Origin of the sequence: Pseudorhodobacter sp., assembly GCF_030452865.1 — a bacterium.
In the GTDB taxonomy this organism is placed as follows: domain Bacteria; phylum Pseudomonadota; class Alphaproteobacteria; order Rhodobacterales; family Rhodobacteraceae; genus Pseudorhodobacter.
Window position 1 is genome coordinate 1 of record NZ_JAKDLJ010000306.1, and the last position, 4,533, is coordinate 4,533.

Consider the following 4,533-nt stretch of genomic DNA (forward strand, 5'->3'; position numbering starts at 1 on the left):
CCCCCGGCCCCCACCGCGCCCTCGCCCGGGCCCTTGAATGGGGGGCTTTCCGTGGGATCCACTGGTCCGGTGGGCGCCGTACCATTACCCTTCGGGACATATCTGGCCACAGGGTTGGGAAAATATACTATACCACGTACCCCTCTGGCCTATAAGAAAACCGATTGGGCACCGGAATTGCGTGCGCAGGTAATCCTGGCAGATTTTTGCGCCCGTGAGTGGAGCAAATCCACGACGGCTGTGCGGGGAAAGACATGGGGTGCCCCAGGGCTGTCGTTGGTTGTTCCGGATTTCAGCGATCCGCTTGTTGCCGCAGTGCAGCTTGGCCCGATGGTCGACAACATGATCAATGAACGCCCTGTGTCCGTGGCAGAGCTTTTGGCGCAAGCCGATTATGCTGGCGCGTATTGGGCCAATCTTTTGGCGATGAATCCCGCCACCAAGCCCAACAGTTTTATCTTGCTGTCCGTGGCGTATACGATTGGGCAAATGGTGGGGATGTATTTCAAGGATTTCTTTGGTGTGGCGCGCCCCGTTCATTTGATACCGACGCTTGTCACCTCAATCCCGACACCAGCGCATCCGTCGTTCCCGTCCAATCATTCACTGCAAAATCACCTTGTCCTCCAGCTGTTGACGGCGGCGATGCCTGACGGTGAGGCCGGCCACTTGTTTCCCTATATGCAATTACTTACCGATCGTTTGGCCCGAAATCGCGAGGTTGCGGGCGTGCATTTCCGCGCAGATACAGATGCCGGTCGTGACATAGCTGCATGGCTCTGGACCCGTCACCTATCGCTGATGCCTGCGGTTACTGATGTGATCAACGCGGCGAAATCCGAATGGTCAGATCGGGTCGGGGTGCAGGAATTGAATATTGGCACATAACGCACAGGGTGGACGGAGGAAAATGACATGACCCTAGAAACGGCCGGATTTGGCGCGGGCTTGCCAGCCAGTGTCCGCGAGTATCTCAATGCAGGCTATTTCCAAGCGATGCGGGCAAAACGCGACGACAAATCATTGGTTATCCAAGATGGGCCGATTCCGTTTTCACAGACGGTAGACCCAAATTGGACTGTCAAGGATCAAGGCTCGCGACCGACCTGCACCGCATTTGCGGCCGTGGCGATGATGGAACAGTACTGGCGCCCGGATCAGGGCCTGCGTGAATCGCTGTCGGAACAATTTCTCTATTATCAGATGCGACACACACATCTGGCGGAAATTGATCCCGCGCCGAAACATGATTTTGGCGCTACCCGCCTCTCGCATGCGCGAGAAGTAATTGAGACTATGGGTCTTTGTGCTACATCACAAATGAAATATATGAAGAAGTTGGTCACTGGCATTGATGGACCGGCCCCAAATGCAAGCGCAGTGACCGAAGCAGAAAACCGCCGACATACCCGGTTTGATTATGATGATTTTCGCGAAGAAAAAGATCGGATCCATGGTTTGGCGATCCTACTGCATGGGCTATTAAAGCAGGGTCGGCCAGTGGCAATCTCTCTCGCCACCTTTCTGACCAAATACAATGTTTCAAATTGGAAATCCGGCCCAGCCGAACAGCGAGGCATCGTGTATTGCCCTCTCGACAAAGCCGTTGACGGCACCGAAATGCAAGAAACCGCCACTGATGGCCACACTGTGTGCCTTGTCGGGTTTGAGGCAGATCCATCGGAACCCTTGGGCGGTTGGTTCATTTTTCGTAACAGTTGGAACAGCTATTTTGCCAAGAACCCAACAACCGCTGGCACAGTGCCATTGGTGCCGGCTGTTGGATATGGGGCGCTTTCCGCATCTCATTTAGAATCTTGCGTATGGGAGTTTCTGTCGCCGAAATAAGTCGAAGGCTCCGCGCCCGAAATCACGCGAAGGCACCGTCAAAATGTCGATTGAATGCCTTTGTCTTGCGAGGGAAGAACCGCCTCCTTTGCTCGAACACATTCGTGACTGGCAACAGTGGCAAACGTTGATGGGTAGGATGGGCGCAGGTTCAGGTGGTATGGCGTTGTTGCGCAACTCACGCCTGCGGCATGCCGATCCAGACAGCGGAAGACGATGCAATCGAAATGCCAATCTGGAACCCAAGGGGCGGATGTTATCAAGGCGTTGTCGTCAAAAGCGACTGACTGATCAGGGGCGGGATACATTTATCTTGGCACATTGATGCCGTCGATGGGGTGGCCTCGCATGGCCCGTCATGGTCTCCAGTAAAATAGGTGCTGGTCAATCATGTCAGTATCTGAACTTCCCCAAATAATCGAACAGGCCAGCACTATTGGATCCCTTAATTAAAATAAGATCGCCCCCAGCGACTTGTTGATTCAATATATAATCAAGGTCGCAGAGGTCTATGATATGAAATCTGTCATCGTTCCTGACCTCACGAACGGCTGCCCTAAAGTCATCACCAATAAGATGAACCGAATCCATCGGTTGAGTTGCAAGATACTCAATAAGGTCGATATGTGCCGATCGGCTTTCGTCACCTAGTTCTGCCATCTGACCGAGGATAATAACGCGATTTCCATTGCACGGCATTGCAAAGAACTCCTCCAGTGCAGCGCGTGTGGAGGCTGGATTTGCATTATAGGAATGGTCTAAGATGCGGGCGGTTCCATTGGAGGTTGCCAACTGGATAATCTGGCCACGACCAGTGGGTCTGGTGAACGTCGCGAGACGTCCGGCGATGGGCTGAACCGGCTGGTGCAAAACATGCAGTGTAGCAACAATCGCCATTGTATTATAGACAGCAGAGCTTCCTGCGCCAACAACAGGCACGACATGGGGCTGACCGAAAACATCCAATTCAACGCTCCCAGTTGAAGCAGTGGATGAGGTAGGATGGATGTCGGACAAGTCGGTCCATCCATATGTGACAGTTGTAACGCCTTTTTCCGCTGCCGCCGCTACAACTATTTCATATTCGTCCATATCGCGATTTAGAATGGCGACGCCGTTGTCGGGCATTCCAGCAAAAATCTGAGATTTCCTGGCTGCAATCGTGGCGGTGTTCTTGTGATGAATGAGGTGGGCAGGATGAATGTTGGTAAAGACCACAATATCGGGACGCGCTAACTGCGTGTTTTGATCCATCTGCCCAATAGCCATCTCCAGCACGCAATATTCCGTATCAACAGGCGCACAACAAATATTCCACGCGATCCCGCGCAACATATTTGCACTGAATCGGGTGCTGGATACTTTGCCGATCCCGTCAAGGCAGTGCGCGATCATGGAGGTTACACTTGTCTTGCCCGCGCTGCCGGTGACGCCGATAACCGTAGCCGCCAACGACCTGCGTGCGTCCTTTGCCAAGGTCACTATGGCCGTCTGCAAATTTGGAACGTACAAAACGGCATCGGCCTTGATTGATGAGCTATCTTCGCTATCCACGATCGCGATACGCGCTGGGGTTTCGAATTCTTCCAGTTCTGACGGAGCAATTCCGAATTTGGCCCCAGGTTGCCTGACAACAGCAATGTCACCCGGACGAAAACCGGGCGCGTAAGTAGAAAGACCACTTACCCGCACCGGAAGACTTGGCTGGCGGAGCCATTTCGAGCCTTTAAGAAGATTCGCAACTTCGGTTGATGTCCATCGCATTGATTTCACGTCGCCGCTCCGTCGGCGTCTCTGTCGTTCACAAATCTCGGAAAACTGATTTCGCTCTTCCAAATAGGAACGGTAGGCGATCAGACCAGAAAGGTAATGCTCGACATCATCAATGCGCACTCGGAATCCGTGATGGCGAATAAAAAAACTTCCTGTGATCCGCACAGGATTCCGGAAATACATTGCGACTTCCGGAAAAAAGAAGCCATTTGCAAGATTTTGAGCGCGGGTTTCCATCGCTTCCTGAAAAGCGGTGAGGTCAAGGGTGTCAATGGTCGGGACCAACGACGGATCTTGGTGAGACCTTTGCACGAGTAGCCGTGTGGCGCAGCACAGTTCTAATAGCGTGGGAAACGTGGTAATACGATCGCGAATGAAATTGAGATAATCCTGAACGTTGCGCAGACCGAATTGAAGGTAGCGCTTTTCTGGATAGTGAAGGGAAAGCTCATTCACACAATAGGCCAACCAATGATCGTTATGCTTCCAATAGTCTTTAGATATGAAATAATCGACGGCACGGCGCGCTGCATCAAGCCAGCGCTTTTCGCCAGTTGTGCCATAGAGACGCATAAGCCCGAAGGCTGCCTCTCCGTCATAATAAACAGTGCGGAATGCCTGCTTTGGGGCCAGGCTGTCAGCGTCTAAAATATGGCAAAAGCTACCATCTTCATTTTGCATGGACAATATGCCATTTCCCAATTGCCGAGCTAGCGTCAGCGTTGAATCGTCACCCGTAACCTCGGAGAATTTACAGAGTGCCAAAATGGCAACCGCGTTTCCGCCAAGTTTCACCTCATTTCCTGCATCTATCAGATAAGCCGATGAATCGGCGGTCCCGATGGTGTATTTTACGAAGTTCGTTGATATCTGCGTGAGAGACCGCTCAATTGCCGCGCGCAGATCGTCATT

At 52.4% G+C, this 4,533-nt stretch carries 3 protein-coding genes; 2 read left to right on the top strand and 1 reads right to left on the bottom strand.

The genetic code is table 11. The features are described from left to right. Positions 1–276 precede the first annotated feature (276 nt). Both L0H65_RS15110 and L0H65_RS15115 read left to right on the top strand, forming a co-directional pair. Entirely contained in the window at positions 277–888 is a 612-nt protein-coding gene (locus tag L0H65_RS15110) for a hypothetical protein (protein WP_301459872.1), read from the top strand. A 27-nt stretch (positions 889–915) separates the two neighbouring features. Next, positions 916–1,848, top strand: a complete 933-nt coding sequence (locus tag L0H65_RS15115; RefSeq protein WP_301459873.1) for a C1 family peptidase — start codon at positions 916–918, stop codon at positions 1,846–1,848. 393 nt (positions 1,849–2,241) lie between these two features. Here L0H65_RS15115 and L0H65_RS15120 read toward each other — a convergent pair. Continuing rightward, positions 2,242–4,533 (bottom strand): UDP-N-acetylmuramoyl-tripeptide--D-alanyl-D-alanine ligase (locus L0H65_RS15120; RefSeq protein ID WP_301459874.1); only part of this gene is annotated, 2,292 nt, incomplete at its 5' end.

Bases quoted from the DNA above. Each gene is read 5' to 3' on its own strand.
- L0H65_RS15115 (WP_301459873.1), top strand. From the start codon at position 916: ATGACCCTAGAAACGGCCGGATTTGGCGCGGGCTTGCCAGCCAGTGTC.